14 protein-coding genes are annotated in these 15,371 nt (G+C 41.8%); all 14 read left to right on the forward strand.

All coding sequences use genetic code 11. The features are described 5' to 3' along the window. Nucleotides 1-528, forward strand: coding sequence for a DUF3341 domain-containing protein (locus tag J0X13_RS12635; RefSeq protein WP_207029529.1), 528 nt, complete (start codon nt 1-3; stop codon nt 526-528). A gap of 4 nt (nt 529-532) precedes the next feature. Then, nucleotides 533-1,102 carry a c-type cytochrome gene (locus tag J0X13_RS12640; RefSeq protein WP_207071771.1) on the forward strand — a complete coding sequence of 190 codons (570 nt, stop codon included), beginning with the start codon at nt 533-535 and terminating at the stop codon, nt 1,100-1,102. A gap of 17 nt (nt 1,103-1,119) precedes the next feature. Further along, nucleotides 1,120-2,454 (forward strand): quinol:cytochrome C oxidoreductase, encoded by a 1,335-nt coding sequence (locus tag J0X13_RS12645; RefSeq protein ID WP_207071772.1) that lies wholly within the window; start codon nt 1,120-1,122, stop codon nt 2,452-2,454. Between the two features lie 28 nt (nt 2,455-2,482). After that, nucleotides 2,483-3,613, forward strand: coding sequence for a cytochrome c oxidase subunit II (locus J0X13_RS12650; protein WP_207071773.1), 1,131 nt, complete (start codon nt 2,483-2,485; stop codon nt 3,611-3,613). 37 nt (nt 3,614-3,650) lie between these two features. Then, nucleotides 3,651-5,474, forward strand: coding sequence for a cytochrome c oxidase subunit I (locus tag J0X13_RS12655; RefSeq protein ID WP_207071774.1), 1,824 nt, complete (start codon nt 3,651-3,653; stop codon nt 5,472-5,474). A 115-nt stretch (nt 5,475-5,589) separates the two neighbouring features. Next, complete coding sequence (locus tag J0X13_RS12660; protein WP_207071775.1) at nt 5,590-6,411, forward strand: GIN domain-containing protein; 822 nt, start codon at nt 5,590-5,592, stop codon at nt 6,409-6,411. A 63-nt stretch (nt 6,412-6,474) separates the two neighbouring features. Then, nucleotides 6,475-7,497, forward strand: a complete 1,023-nt coding sequence (gene ruvB, locus J0X13_RS12665; protein ID WP_207071776.1) for a Holliday junction branch migration DNA helicase RuvB — start codon at nt 6,475-6,477, stop codon at nt 7,495-7,497. Between the two features lie 232 nt (nt 7,498-7,729). After that, nucleotides 7,730-8,812: a c-type cytochrome gene (locus tag J0X13_RS12670; protein ID WP_242535726.1), complete on the forward strand. Its 1,083-nt coding sequence runs from the start codon at nt 7,730-7,732 to the stop codon at nt 8,810-8,812. Between the two features lie 12 nt (nt 8,813-8,824). Continuing rightward, complete coding sequence (locus J0X13_RS12675) at nt 8,825-9,508, forward strand: Tat (twin-arginine translocation) pathway signal sequence containing protein (RefSeq protein ID WP_207071777.1); 684 nt, start codon at nt 8,825-8,827, stop codon at nt 9,506-9,508. Nucleotides 9,509-9,510: 2 nt separating this feature from the next. Next, on the forward strand, nt 9,511-9,921 hold the full coding sequence (locus J0X13_RS12680; RefSeq protein ID WP_207071778.1) for a DsrE family protein: 411 nt from the start codon (nt 9,511-9,513) through the stop codon (nt 9,919-9,921). Nucleotides 9,922-9,965: 44 nt separating this feature from the next. After that, complete coding sequence (gene queG / locus J0X13_RS12685) at nt 9,966-10,886, forward strand: tRNA epoxyqueuosine(34) reductase QueG (protein ID WP_207071779.1); 921 nt, start codon at nt 9,966-9,968, stop codon at nt 10,884-10,886. A 130-nt stretch (nt 10,887-11,016) separates the two neighbouring features. After that, nucleotides 11,017-12,342 carry an MFS transporter gene (locus J0X13_RS12690; protein WP_242535727.1) on the forward strand — a complete coding sequence of 442 codons (1,326 nt, stop codon included), beginning with the start codon at nt 11,017-11,019 and terminating at the stop codon, nt 12,340-12,342. A 124-nt stretch (nt 12,343-12,466) separates the two neighbouring features. Next, entirely contained in the window at nt 12,467-14,764 is a 2,298-nt protein-coding gene (locus J0X13_RS12695) for an NADP-dependent malic enzyme (protein WP_207071780.1), read from the forward strand. Between the two features lie 21 nt (nt 14,765-14,785). Further along, on the forward strand, nt 14,786-15,367 hold the full coding sequence (gene ruvA, locus J0X13_RS12700; protein ID WP_207071781.1) for a Holliday junction branch migration protein RuvA: 582 nt from the start codon (nt 14,786-14,788) through the stop codon (nt 15,365-15,367). Nucleotides 15,368-15,371: the final 4 nt, after the last annotated feature.

Here is a 15,371-nt window from a genome sequence, read left to right on the forward strand (position 1 = left end):
ATGGCATCAAAAGTTATACAAGCACTTTACAACGATGACGATGTGTTGATGCATGCTGTAAAAAAGGTTAGGGCAGAGCACCACCATATTGAAGAGGTGTACACTCCGTTTCCCGTTCACGGTCTGGATAAGGCAATGGGCTTAGCGGATACCCGAATAGCTATCACCTCTTTCCTTTATGGATGTTTGGGGTTAACGGTTGCCATAGTTATGATGAATTATATCATGATTGAGGATTGGCCACAGGATATTGGTGGTAAGCCAAGTTTTAGTTATTTGGAAAACATGCCGGCCTTTGTTCCTATCATGTTCGAGCTTACGGTTTTCTTTGCAGCTCACTTGATGGTTATTACCTTTTACTTAAGAAGTAGAATGTGGCCTTTCAAGAAAGCCGAAAACCCGGATAAACGTACTACCGACGACCATTTTTTGATGGAGTTAGGTGTGCATGATAACGAAAATGAACTTGCCGATTTGTTGTGGGAAACAGGTGCGGTAGAAGTAAAAGTTACAGAAAAGGAGTCTTAATAATATGAAACAATTAGGTAAAATAAGTGTTGTTTTGGTCTTAATGATATTCGCTGCCTCTTGCGCGGATAAGAACAGTCCAAACTACCAATTCATGCCAAACATGTACGAACCTGTAGGATATGAGGCCTATCAAGGTGTGGACAATGGGTTGTTCCCAGATGGAACGGAAGCCTTGTTGCCCCCGGAAGGGACCATAAACAGAGGATACATGCCCTATGAGTTCGAAAACACTCCGGAAGGTAAAGAATTAGCAAGAATGAACACCAGCCCTTTGGATTCGTTGAACCAAGAGGAAAACCTGGCAAAAGGAGCCGAACTTTACGGAGTTTACTGTGCCATATGCCATGGTTCTAAAGGAGATGGTCAAGGAAATCTTGTGAAAAGAGAAAAAATATTGGGTGTTCCCAGCTACGACGATGCAGCTAGAAACATTACTGTTGGAACTACATACCACACTATTTATTATGGTTTGAACTCTATGGGGTCTTATGCCTCTCAGTTTGCCAATGAAAAAGAAATGTGGCAAGTATCCGAATATGTGATGAAATTAAAGGAAGACCTAACAAAATAATAGGATAAGAATAAACTATGTATACCTTTTCAAACAAACTTAGAATAGGATCTTTCATAGCCATGGGGCTTGGAGTTATTTTCTTGGCAATTGGATTTTTGTCAGCTCCTTCGACAGTGGAAGAAGCCAAGGCCATGGTGGCAGCACATGATGATGGTCATGGTGGAGGGCATGCAGAAGCGGCCGAAACTCATGGCGAAGAACAAGGTCACGGTGCAGAAGCCGCACATGGTGAAGAGCACGATGCTTCCCATGACACACATTTGTTGCACCAATTACAGAACAGACCTTGGTCTGCTCTTTACGTAGCCGCATTCTTTTTCTTTATGATCGCTTTGGGCGTGTTGGCATTTTATGCCGTACAACGTGCTGCCCAAGCCGGTTGGTCCCCCTTATTGTTTAGGGTAATGGAAGGGATCACCGCTTACCTGGTCCCAGGAGGGATTATTGTATTCGTGATTTTATTGCTGTCCACATTGCACATGAACCATATGTTTGTTTGGATGGATGCCGAAACCGTAGCACATGACGAATTATTGCAAGGAAAAGCGGGTTATTTAAATCCAACTTTCTTTTTGATCAGGGCTGCCATATTCTTGGGCGGATGGATTTTCTATCGTCAATACTCTAGAAAATTGTCCCTGGCACAAGACGAGTCCGACGACAACAGTAATTTTGTCAAAAACTTTAGATGGTCAGCGGCCTTCTTGGTGTTTTACTTAATTTCTGAATCCATGATGTCGTGGGATTGGATAATGAGCTTGGACCCACACTGGTTCAGTACACTATTTGGATGGTATGTGTTCGCGAGTATGTTTGTTTCTGGTATTACCGTTATTGCCATGGTTACCGTATACCTGAAATCAAAAGGATATTTGGAGCAAGTCAATGACAGCCATGTTCACGATTTGGCCAAGTTCATGTTCGGTATTAGTATATTCTGGACATACCTGTGGTTCTCACAGTTTATGTTGATATGGTACGCTGATATTCCGGAAGAAGTAACGTATTATATAGCGCGTTTTCAAGATTATAAATTACCGTTCTTTGGGATGTTGGTCATGAACTTTGTTTTCCCATTGTTGGTACTTATGAACAGTGATTACAAAAGGGTGAACTGGTTTGTTATCATGACCGGTATTGTGGTTCTTTTAGGCCACTATTTGGATATATTTAATATGGTGATGCCTGCAACGGTTGGTGATCAATGGTACATTGGCTTACCAGAGATTGGTGGTATTTTATTCTTTGGAGGTTTATTTGTGTTCTGGGTGTTTACTGCTTTGACAAAAGCCCCATTACAACCCAAAAGAAACCCATTTATTGAGGAAAGTAGACATTTTCATTATTAATACGATTTAAGTCTTAGATAGATAAACGATGACTGCATTTTTAACATTAGCTGTTTTAGTATTAGTTGCGATTGCTATTTGGCAGATGACCAAGATTTTTGAATTATCGCAAACTAAAACAGAAAAGGCTGAGATAGCGAACGATTCCGACAACAAGAACAATGGTTACCTATTATTTATGTTCTTGATCTTCATTTATGGAATCACGATTTTCAGTTTTGTGAAATATGGCAAAGCCTTGTTGCCGGAAGCTGCTTCCGAACATGGTGGTGAATACGACCAGTTGATGTTGGTTTCCATGGGAATTATATTCTTTGTGCAAACTGTGACCCAGGCACTCTTACATTACTTCGGTTATAAGTACAGAGGCCAAAAAGGAAGAAAAGCATTGTTTTTTGCAGATAATGACAGGTTGGAATTTATCTGGACGATTATCCCGGTAATTGTATTGGCAGGTTTGATCCTTTGGGGATTGTATACTTGGACCAATATCATGGATGTCAACGAAGACGATGATCCATTGGTTGTTGAACTTTACGCACAACAATTTAACTGGACGGCAAGATATGGTGGGGAAGATAACGTATTAGGGGATGCCAACGTTAGGTTAATCGATATCGGGAGCGCCAATGTACTTGGTTTGGATGAGTCCGATCCCAATTCTGAAGATGATATCATTGTTAAGGAATTGCATTTGCCTGTAGGTAGAAAAATAAACTTTAAAATGAGGTCCCAAGATGTTTTGCACTCCGCATACATGCCCCACTTTAGAGCCCAGATGAACTGTGTTCCAGGAATGATTACCCAGTTTTCTTTTACTCCGACAGTTACAACAGAGGAAATGCGCCTGAATCCGGATGTTGTTGACAAAGTAAAGCGGACCAATGCCCTTAGGGCCGAGTGGGCAGCAGAAGGAAGACCTAATTCTGAACCATGGGAGTTTGATTACGTTTTGTTGTGTAATAAAATATGCGGAAAATCACACTATAATATGCAGATGAAGATTATAGTGGAAACCGAAGAAGAGTTCAATAAATGGCTTGCAGAACAAAAGTCGTTTAAAGAAACCGTGATGGTCGATGAAACGGTAGAAGAGGAGCAAGCATTCAACACGGAAGATGGTGTTGATATTGAAGAAGAAGTAGCTTCGGAAGAATAACAAATAAAAAAGATTAACGAAAAAAACTAATTGGAATATGTCTGAAGTAGCCCATGTAAGTCACGATGATCACCACGATGATCACGGACATCACCATAAGGAAACTTTCATAACAAAATATATTTTCAGTCAGGACCATAAGATGATAGCCAAGCAATATCTCATCACTGGTCTGATTATGGGATTCATAGGTATAGCCATGTCACTGCTATTTAGAATGCAATTGGCTTGGCCGGGCGAATCCTTTGCAATTTTTGAAACCGTTTTGGGCAAGTGGGCACCGGATGGTGTAATGGATGCCGACATCTATCTGGCTTTGGTTACCATTCATGGTACACTAATGGTTTTCTTCGTTTTAACTGCAGGACTGAGTGGTACTTTTAGTAACCTATTGATTCCATTGCAAATTGGGGCCAGGGATATGGCCTCTGGATTTTTGAACATGGTTTCTTATTGGTTGTTTTTCATTTCATCGGCCATAATGGTGAGCAGTTTGTTTGTTGAAGCAGGACCAGCTGCCGCAGGATGGACCATTTACCCGCCATTGAGTGCATTGCCGATGGCGCAGCCAGGTTCTGGTTTGGGTATGACACTTTGGTTGGTATCCATGGCCATATTTATCGCTTCCTCTTTGTTGGGGTCTTTGAACTACATTGTTACGGTAATCAACCTTAGAACAAAAGGAATGTCCATGACACGTTTGCCATTGACCATCTGGGCGTTTTTTGTGACAGCAATTATTGGGGTGATTTCTTTCCCCGTATTGCTTTCAGCAGCTTTGTTATTGATCATGGATAGAAGTTTTGGAACATCATTCTTCTTATCGGATATCTTTATCCAAGGTGAAGTGCTACATTATCAAGGAGGTTCACCGGTTTTGTATGAGCACTTATTCTGGTTCTTGGGCCACCCAGAGGTATATATCGTATTGTTGCCGGCTTTGGGTATTACATCCGAAGTAATGTCAACAAATGCAAGAAAACCGATTTTTGGATATAGGGCGATGGTAGCATCTATTTTGGCCATTGCGTTTCTATCTACAATTGTATGGGGTCACCACATGTTCGTATCAGGTATGAACCCGTTCTTGGGATCTGTATTTACCTTTACAACACTATTGATAGCCATCCCGTCAGCGGTAAAGGCATTTAACTATATCACTACACTCTGGAAAGGTAACCTGCAGCTGAACCCTGCTATGTTGTTCTCCATTGGTTTGGTATCAACATTTATTACTGGAGGTCTTACAGGAATCATTTTGGGTGATAGTACTTTGGATATCAATGTTCACGATACATACTTCGTTGTTGCCCACTTCCACTTGGTAATGGGAATATCGGCACTTTACGGACTTTTTGCCGGGGTTTATCACTGGTTCCCAAAAATGTTCCAAGGACGCATGATGAACAAGAACTTGGGTTATGTACACTTCTGGATAACCGCAGTCTGTGCTTATGGGGTATTCTTCCCAATGCACTTTGTGGGAATGGCAGGGGTGCCACGTCGTTACTATGAGAACACCGCGTTCCCAATGTTCGATGAGTTGACGAACGTTCAGGTATTGATGACCGTATTTGCAATTATTGCAGGTTTGGCACAGCTGATATTCGTTTACAACTTCATTTCAAGTATCTTCTACGGTAAAAGAGGACCTGTAAACCCATGGGGTTCCAATACATTGGAATGGACAACTCCACAAAAGCATATACACGGAAACTGGCCTGGAGCAATTCCACATGTTTACCGTTGGGCCTACGATTACAGTAAAACTTACGAGAATGGTGAGTACATTATTGCAGGACAGGATTTTGTTCCGCAAAACGTTCCGCTTCAGGAGAACGAAGAAGAACTCAACCATTAGAACGATTTTTATATTAGTGAAAGAGCCCGTCCAATTGGATGGGCTTTTTGTTGGAATAGATTTTGAGGTGAATTGTATATCTTTAAAAAGCATTTCCCCATCAAAAGAGAACATCATGAAAAAGTTGCTTATCCTATTACTTATACTATCCCCGATAATGTCCAATGCCCAACGTAAGCCAAAAATCAAGGGAAGCCGTATAGTAACACAGGTGAGCGAAGAGCTTCCGCCTTTCAATGCAATTGTACTCAACGATGATCTTGAAATTAACCTTGAAAGGTCCTTTGGCCCCGGGTATCGCATTACTGCTGATGATAATTTGATAGATATCTTAAAATTTGAGGTCGAAGACGGTACTTTGGTCATTAGTTCCTACTATAATATTACCGCCAAAAAGGAATTGGACATAACCGTGAATTATACGGAACTTAAAGCCGTCACCTTAAAAAACGGAAGCATTATATCCAAAGATGTTATTGAATCCGATGAGTTGTTCGTGGATGGATTTAACAATACCCGGATGGATTTAAAGGCAAATGTTACGGTTATGGATATCAATTTGGAAGATACCAGCAGTGGTGATTTTAATGTGGAAGTTGATTCTTTGAACATTAACCTGAACAACAGAACCCAGGCCTATGTATATGCCCAAATAAATACGGGTTTGTTGGGTTTGGATGGAAACTCCTCATTGACCATGGAAGGGACATCGGAGAGACTACAAGTCAATATGCTGGATTATGCCAAATATAAAGGTGAAGCTATGCAGGTGAGTTCGTGCCAACTTAATGTTACTGGAAATACCAGTGCAAGAGTATATACATTCAGCGATATCGAAATTGCTGCAACTGCAGACTCACGTATTTATTTGTATGGCACACCCCATATAACCATCAAGGAATTTCTGGATACTGCACAGATTATTAAAAAGGAGTAATATTTGTCTTGCACCAATACTTGGTTTCCAGTAGCGGGGCTTTTCAATTATATTTGTTGAACCATGAACGAAAACTTAGATCCATCAGCCGAGAATTTCTCTCCTGAAGAGCTCGATATAGAAAGAGCTTTACGTCCCATCAGTTTCGATGACTTTACTGGGCAGGAACAAGTATTGGAAAACCTGAAGGTCTTTGTGCAGGCAGCTAACTTAAGGGGGGAGGCCTTAGATCACACCCTTTTTCACGGACCTCCAGGTTTGGGTAAAACTACCTTGGCCCATATTTTGGCCAACGAACTTGGAGTAAATATAAAAGTTACATCCGGCCCTGTACTGGATAAACCAGGGGATCTAGCTGGATTGTTGACCAATCTGGAAGAGCGTGATGTACTTTTTATAGATGAGATACATAGGTTGAGTCCCATTGTTGAGGAGTATCTGTACTCCGCTATGGAGGACTATAAAATTGATATTATGATTGAGACGGGCCCCAATGCCCGCTCCGTACAAATAAATTTAAGTCCGTTTACACTGGTAGGGGCAACCACTAGGTCCGGTCTGCTCACGGCACCCATGCGTGCCAGATTTGGTATTCAAAGTCGATTGGAATATTACCATACCGAACTATTGTCTACAATAGTGGAGCGCAGTGCAGATATTCTTCAAGTACCCATCACCAACGATGCAGCTATAGAAATTGCCGGACGTAGCAGGGGTACGCCTAGGATATGCAATGCCCTTTTGCGCAGAGTACGGGATTTTGCACAGATAAAGGGCACTGGAAATATTGACCTTGAAATTTCTCAATTTGGACTTAAAGCCTTGAATGTGGATGCCCATGGACTGGACGAAATGGATAACAAAATCTTAAGTACCATTATAGATAAATTCAAAGGAGGTCCTGTGGGTATAACCACCTTGGCGACCGCCGTATCCGAAAGTGCCGAAACCATTGAAGAGGTTTATGAACCATTCTTGATTCAGCAAGGTTTTATAATGCGTACCCCAAGGGGAAGGGAAGTGACCGAACTTGCTTACAAACATTTGGGCAGGGTAAAAGGAGGAACACAAGGAGGACTTTTCTAATTCTTCCAGTTCAATTTTTCTCCCTTCACCACCAAACATATTTACCAATAATTAAATACTTTTTTGTATATTGATATATTATTTTGGTTTACAGAGGGTTGTAAGTTTACGATTTTTGTGGGAAACTCATCCGCAATCATAGACTCCATAAATTCAAGATTTTACTCCCAAATTTTACCCAAAAGGAATTTATTTCCTTTCGGAAACTTTTCTATTAATACTTATTGAAATCATGGGGGATAACCTTAAAAACTCAGGAACATCCGAAATGGATGATGTTCAGCTTGTCACTGGTCAAATACGTAAATTGGTTATGTATATCGGAATTTTTTCAGCATTGATGATCGTAATTGCCTTTGGTATTATGATGTCTCGCTTCGGATTTAATTTTGGCAATGTCGACAAAGGGTTTGCCTCAATTCCGGACGGAGTGTACTACATGGATTACAATGTGGGCAACTTACCTTTGACCGAAAAAAACATACTTGTAAAAAAGGGATTTGACATTTTCAGAAATACACCATTGCACATTGGTCCTAAACAAAAGGATTCATCACAGATATATGCGGGCAACAACCTTGCCTGTGCAAGTTGCCATTTAGATGGAGGTACCAAGCCCTATGCGGCACCGTTGATTGGAGTGGTCAAAAGATTTCCGCAGTTTAGAGGACGCGAGAATAAAATCGGAACTATTCAGGAAAGAATCAATGGATGTATGGAGCGCAGTATGAACGGAAGAAAATTGCCGGAAAACAGTGATGCAATGGAAGCAATGGTTGCTTATATGGATTGGTTGGGCCGTGCCGCGCCATCAAACGGAAAAATAGAAGGACAAGGATTTTTAAAAGTAGATCTCCCGGAAAGAGCGGTTGATTTGGCCCATGGGGAAAGTGTATATGAAAAACATTGCGTAATCTGTCATGGCTCCGATGGGCAAGGCCAGCGTTTACCACAGAACGACTTATATCTTTACCCACCACTCTGGGGAAACGATTCTTATAACAACGGAGCTGGTATGACACGTGTGATTACCGCCGCCCAATTCATCAAAGGAAACATGCCTTTTGGTATCACCTTTGATAACCCTACACTTACCGATGAAGAGGCTTACGACGTAGCAGGCTACATCAACCAAAAATTAAGGCCAACAAAGTCTAACAGAGAAAAAGACTTCCCCGACCTGGTTAAAAAACCAGTTTCTACCCCCTACGGTCCATATGTGGACCCATTCTCTCCCGAACAGCACCAATTAGGTCCGTTCCAACCTATTATGGATTACTACCAAAAGGAACATCAACTGCGTAAAACCAAATAAACAAACGTGACAATGAAAACAACAGAGACAACATCAAGACGAAATTTTATGGGAGCTGTGATGCTGGGTGCCACTGCATCCACATTATCGGCTTTTACAAATCCCGTATTCGCGGGAATGACGGATTTTACCGATTCAGAAATGAACGATGCTGAATCTTGGATGAAAACAATCAAGGGAAAACATAGGGTGGTATACGATGGATCTTACCCACATCATGGGTTCCCAATAATTTGGAACTGGGCCTATTATTTGTCCAACAACGAGATGGGATCACCAGATGATGAAGTTACGGCAATGACCGTTTTAAGGCACGATGCCATACCATTTGCACTTCATTCCGACCTTTGGAAAAAATATCCCTTAGGCGAAATGTTCCATGTAAAAACAGCCGATGGCGCTATATATGACAGAAACCCATATTACGAACCACAAGAAGGAGATTTTCCTATGCCGGTAATCCAAGGTATTAAAGACATGATGGGACGTGGAGCCATGTTCTGTGTCTGTAACCTTGCTCTGCAAGTGTATAGCGGTGCGGCCGCTCAACAAATGGGAAAAGATGCAGGTGAAGTGTATGAAGAATGGAAAGAAGCCGTATTGCCCGGAATTCAAATAGTACCTTCTGGAGTCTGGGCATTGGGAAGAGCCCAAGAAGAAGGCTGTGGATACATTTTCGCGGGAAACACCATTTGAACATGAAAAACCTCATCTTAAGTTTACTGTTATTGGTGTCAGGATTAACATTGGCACAGAGCGAACCCATCAAAGTAGTGTTTGATGTAACCAGCAGTAATCCCGATGTGCACAGGACCGCTGCCAAACATTTAAGATTAATGGCGGAGGCATATCCAGATTCTGAGTTTGAACTGGTGGTCTACAGCGGAGCAATAAAAATGGTGGACAGAAAATCATCCGCTGCCGGGGAAACTTTGGAAGAAGTGGTCAAAAGGGATAATGTTTCCGTAGTAGTTTGTGCACAGACCATGAAAAGGCACGAAATGGAAATGGATGACCTTATTCCTGGTATAAGATCTGTCCCAGACGGTATTTTTGAAATTGTGATGCTCCAAAAAAAAGGATGGGGCTATATCAAGGAAGTGAATTGAGAAGCATTTTTCAAATACTGATTTATATAGATTAACTTTAAGGCGTGAATGCCGAAGATCATACACAGTTGATAAAAACCGAGGCCAAGCGTCTCGGTTTTTTGTCGTGTGGTATCTCCAAAGCCGAATTTTTGGAAGAGGAAGCTCCACGTTTGGAAAAGTGGCTTAACCAAAAAATGCATGGGGAAATGCAGTACATGGAAAACCATTTTGATAAGCGGCTGGACCCCACAAAATTGGTGGAAGGCTCAAAGTCGGTAATATCACTCTTGTTGAATTACTTCCCCTCTGAAGAACAAAACCAAGATTCCTATAAGATTTCCAAATATGCCTACGGAATGGATTATCACTTTGTGATAAAGGACAAGCTCAAAGATTTACTTCATTTTATCCAAGAGGAAATCGGTGAGGTTCACGGAAGGGCTTTTGTGGATTCCGCTCCTGTGTTGGATAAGGCCTGGGCTGCGAAAAGTGGTCTGGGATGGATTGGGAAGAACAGTAATTTGCTTACCCAACAAGTGGGGTCCTATTACTTTATTGCGGAGTTGATCGTAGATCTGGAGCTAAAATATGATACACCTGTTACAGATCATTGCGGTACATGTACTGCTTGTATCGATGCCTGTCCCACAGATGCCATTGTGCAACCTTATGTGGTAGACGGCAGTAAATGTATTTCTTACCTTACCATAGAATTAAAGAATGAGATTCCATCCGAATTTGAAGGAAAATTGGATGATTGGATGTTTGGCTGTGATGTTTGTCAGGATGTTTGTCCTTGGAATCGATTTTCAAAATCTCACAATGAGCCCTTGTTCAATCCAAATCCGGAACTGTTATCATTTAGTAAAAAAGATTGGGAGGAAATCACGGAAGATGTCTTTAAGAAAGTTTTCAAAAAGTCAGCGGTAAAACGAACAAAACTATCCGGTCTAAAACGAAATATTGATTTTTTGAAAAAATAGACCGTGTCTTGTTTGCTCAAAACTGGTTTTATGGGTTTAGCTCAAAAAGAAAAAACACTATATTGAGCAATATTCTTGAGATATTCCTATTTTTCCAAGGATTATATTGATGACTAGCTAAACAGATAAGATGATTAAAATCAAAAAACCCAAATTAAGCTTTTGGCAAATTTTTAATATGAATGTTGGATTCCTTGGGATTCAATATAGTTTTGGCCTTCAACAAAGTGCCATAAATCCAATTTTTCTTTTTTTGGGTGCTAAGGAGGAGATATTACCAATCTTAAATATAGCCGGGCCCATAACCGGGTTGATAGTGCAGCCCATAATCGGTGCGATATCAGATAAAACTTGGTCTCCTCGTTGGGGAAGGCGAAAACCCTTCTTTTTGATCGGGGCGCTAATGGGAAGTTTATGTTTGTTTGCATTTCCCTTAAGTCCTGCTTTATGGTTTGCTGTTGGTTTGCTATGGATCTTGGATGTTGGGAACAACATGGCCATGGAACCCTACAGGGCATTTGTGGGCGATAAATTACCCGAGTCACAGTTCAGTATAGGTTATCAGATGCAGAGTCTTTTTGTAGGCGCAGGTATCCTGTTGGCCAATGCCTCCATATTTTTATTTCAGGACTGGTTCGGAGGCGGAAAGGAAATTGAAGGTACAGTTCCCAAATGGTTGTACTATTCCTTTTTTATAGGGTCTTTTCTTTCCATAGCCACCATTTTATGGTCAGTTTTCAAAACCCCAGAAATCCCACCAACAGATGAAGAGTTGGCCGACATCAACAAGCACAAAGCATTGCCTTTTATGGAACGGTTTAAGGTACCTTTTGTGGAAATCATCCATGCAGTAAAGGAAATGCCAAAGTTCATGTGGAAGTTATCAGGAGTTTACCTGTTTCAGTGGTACGCCCTTTTTGTATACTGGCAATACATAACCCCTTTGTTCAGGGTGTCTTTGGGTTATGATACTTCCGAGGCAGCTGCCCAAGCTGCAAAAATGAGCACGACCTATAATATTGTCACTGCAGTAGTGGCATTGGTATTGGTTCCATTGACCATGCGATTTGGAGGAAAAAAGATATATGCGCTAAGTCTTTTCGGTACTGCAATCGCGCTATTTTCAATCCCATATATTCAAGATCCTGTTTATGTGTTGTTCCCCATGGTGCTTTTCGGAATCGGATGGGCAGCCATGATGGGAATACCGTACAGCATGGTTTCAAAAATCGTACCTCAAGAGAGAAGAGGCGTGTATATGGGAATATTGAATATGATGATAGTAATCCCAATGGGAATCGAAACATTGACTTTTGGTCCCATCTTTAAAAACCTTCTTGGTGCCAACTCAGTGAATGCCATGTTGTTTGCTGCCGTATTTTTCCTTATCGCTGCTGTTTTGGCCATGCGTCTCAATGTATCAAAAGCGAAGGAAGAATATCCATTGGACGCTTGATCAGTTTGACTGAGGTTACATTGGGTGCAAACCTTTTTGGTTTTTATTTTAGTAGAAATTGATTCTTCGGATTTTCCAATAAAAGCTTGGAATACCCTAACTTTACCAATTCATTTTCGACGATATGAGCAAGGAAAAGCAGAGACGCGAAGCGTTACTATACCACGCAAAGCCACAACCAGGAAAAATAAAGATTGTACCAACAAAACCCTATTCTACCCAAAGGGATTTGGCATTGGCGTATTCTCCAGGGGTAGCGGAACCCTGTCTGGAAATCGAAAAGAACAAAGACGATGTGTATAAATACACCGCAAAAGGGAATATTGTCGCGGTAATTTCCAATGGAACAGCGGTTTTGGGTCTAGGTAACATTGGTCCGGAAGCTTCAAAGCCTGTAATGGAAGGAAAGAGCCTTTTGTTTAAGATTTTTGCTGATATCGATGGAATAGATGTGGAACTGGATACCACGGATGTTGATCGTTTTATCGAGACCGTTAAGACAATCGCTCCGACCTTTGGAGGCATCAATTTAGAGGATATTAAGGCTCCTGAAGCCTTTGAGATCGAACGTAGGTTGAAAGAGGAACTCGATATTCCCGTAATGCACGATGATCAGCACGGGACCGCAATCATTTCCGCTGCTGCTTTGTTGAATGCACTGGAAATTGCAGATAAAAAAATCGAGGAGGTCAAAATCGTTGTGAGTGGCGCAGGGGCCGCTGCGGTTTCATGTACACGTCTCTATAAATCTTTTGGGGCCAAGGCCGAAAATATCGTAATGTTGGATAGCAAAGGTGTTATCCGTAGCGACCGGGACAACCTTACTTCACAAAAGGAAGAATTCGCGACCGACAGAAAAATAGATACCCTGGAGGAAGCCATGAAAGATGCGGACGTGTTTATTGGGCTTTCCATTGCCAATATCGTATCTCCTGAAATGCTCAACTCCATGGCAGCGAATCCCATTGTGTTCGCCATGGCCAACCCTGACCCCGAGATTGAATATGATTTGGCCTGTAAAACAAGGAAAGACATTATTATGGCCACAGGTCGTTCCGATCACCCGAATCAGGTAAACAATGTATTGGGCTTTCCATTTATTTTTAGGGGGGCATTGGATGTAAGGGCAACAAAAATCAACGAGGAGATGAAAAAAGCTGCTGTAAGAGCTTTGGCCGATTTAACCCGTGAGCCCGTACCCGAACAAGTGAATATTGCTTATGATGCCACAAGGCTAACATTTGGCAGAAATTATATCATCCCAAAACCATTTGATCCACGCTTGATCACCAAGATACCTCCAGCTGTCGCTAAAGCGGCCATGGAAAGCGGAGTGGCTCGTTTGCCAATTCAAGACTGGGAGAAATATGAAGAAGAGCTTTACCAAAGGTCTGGAAACGACAACAAGGTTGTTAGATTACTGCACAATAGAGCAAAGGTTAACCCAAAGCGTATTGTTTTTGCCGAAGCCGAGTTGCTGGACGTGATGAAAGCAGCACAAATCGTACACGACGAAGGTATTGCCATACCTATATTGTTAGGGAACAAAGCAATTATTGAGAGTTTAAAAAAGGAACTCGAATTTGATGCCGAAGTCCCCATCATTGACCCCCGTTCCGACGAATTTAAGGAGATGAGGACAGCCTATGCTTTAAAGTTATGGGAGCTCAGAAAAAGAAAAGGGGAAACAAAATATAGTGCAAGGGTGAACATGGGCAAGCGTAACTATTTTGGTGCAATGATGCTCAAAGAAGGGGATGCCGATGGAATGATATCGGGTTATTCCAGAGCTTACCCAAAAGTGCTCAGACCTGTATTTGAAGTGTTGGGAAGGGCCAAAAATGTTCAGAATGCCAGCACGGTAAATATTATGATCACTGATAGGGGGCCATTGTTTTTGGCGGATACTTCCATTAACATCGATCCCGATGCGGAGGAGCTTGCCGAGATTGCCCAAATGACGGCCAACGTGGCCAAAACCTTTGGTTTTAATCCGGTAATGGCCCTATTGTCCTATGCGAACTTTGGGTCGTCGGGCCATCCGCATGCTAAAAAAGTACGGGAAGCGGTGAAGATTTTGCATGAAAGAAACCCTGATTTGGTCGTTGATGGAGAAATTCAGACAGATTTCGCTCTTGATCCAGAGATGAGCAATAAAAACTTCCCTTTTTCCAAAATTTCCGGTAAAAAGGTCAATACCTTGGTTTTTCCCAATCTGGAATCCGCCAATATCACTTATAAATTGCTGAAAGGCCTGAACAATGCCGATTCCATAGGTCCTATAATGGTCGGTCTTACCCGTGCAGCCCATATTCTGCAGTTGGGAGCCAGTGTGGACGAAATGGTGAATATGGCCGCTGTAGCCGTGATTGATGCCCAAGAACGAGAGAAACGAAGAAAAGCAAAAATACAAGGGGAATAATCCCGACCAAACCAACTACATATGATTACCCATTTAAGAGGAAAATTGGTAGAAAAGAATCCAACTTATGCCATTGTGGAATGTAATGGGGTGGGTTATTTTCTAAATATATCACTGCACACCTTTTCCTTGCTTCCAGATGAGGAAAGTATATTTATTTATACCGATTTACTGGTCAAAGAAGACTCCCACACCCTGTTCGGATTTGCCGATCGGGCTGAGCGCGAAGTGTTCCGTTTATTGATATCGGTTTCGGGGGTAGGAGCGAGCACTGCCCGTACCATGTTGTCTTCTTTGTCTCCAACCGATGTTAGGGATGCCATAGCCAATGGCGATGTGCCCACAATCCAGTCTGTAAAAGGGATTGGCGCCAAAACTGCCCAGCGTGTAATCTTGGACCTTAAGGACAAGATTTTAAAAGTCTACGACATGGGCGAAGTTTCACAACAATCAAACAATACAAATAAAGAAGAAGCGTTATCTGCATTAGAGGTTCTTGGTTTTACCAGAAAGCAATCCGAAAAGGTGGTGGACAAGGTACTTTCCCAAGACACTTCGTTAAGCGTAGAGAACATTATTAAACAGGCGCTGAAAAATTTGTAATAAG

The sequence above is a fragment of the [Muricauda] lutisoli (nom. illeg.) genome (genome assembly GCF_017313105.1).
In the GTDB taxonomy this organism is placed as follows: Bacteria; Bacteroidota; Bacteroidia; order Flavobacteriales; family Flavobacteriaceae; genus Flagellimonas; species Flagellimonas lutisoli.